The 348-nt window shown below is 41.7% G+C and carries 1 pseudogene; it reads right to left on the minus strand.

The window, feature by feature from the left end:
* Window positions 1–348: pseudogene (locus EAE91_RS23860) on the minus strand (TetR/AcrR family transcriptional regulator); the annotation flags it as partial.

Raw genomic sequence — 348 nt, forward strand, 5'->3', positions numbered from 1 at the left:
AGGCGCTAACGCCGTAGAAAGTGTCTCTTTACGGTTACTTTTTTTCTTCAAAACAGGTCGTTTGTGATTATCTTCACCGGATAAAGATTCCTGCCAGCGTAACTGAGAAATGCGTAAAGCATCCCTCATCAGTGCCTCATTGGCTTCTATTTCTTCATAACCCCATCTTAATAATTTCTCAATATTGTCCTCTGCATCATCGCCCATAGGGGGGATAACGAATGATCCAATGACTTGTTTTACAACGTATTCGACAAAATCACTGTGGGTTGAAAAGTAGCTGCGCAACGTGGCCTTCGCATATTCAGCTTCATTAGCAATCTCTTCAGGAGACGGAAATTTTTTTTC

This window comes from Photorhabdus noenieputensis (genome assembly GCF_018448935.1).
Classification (GTDB): Bacteria; Pseudomonadota; Gammaproteobacteria; order Enterobacterales; family Enterobacteriaceae; genus Photorhabdus; species Photorhabdus noenieputensis.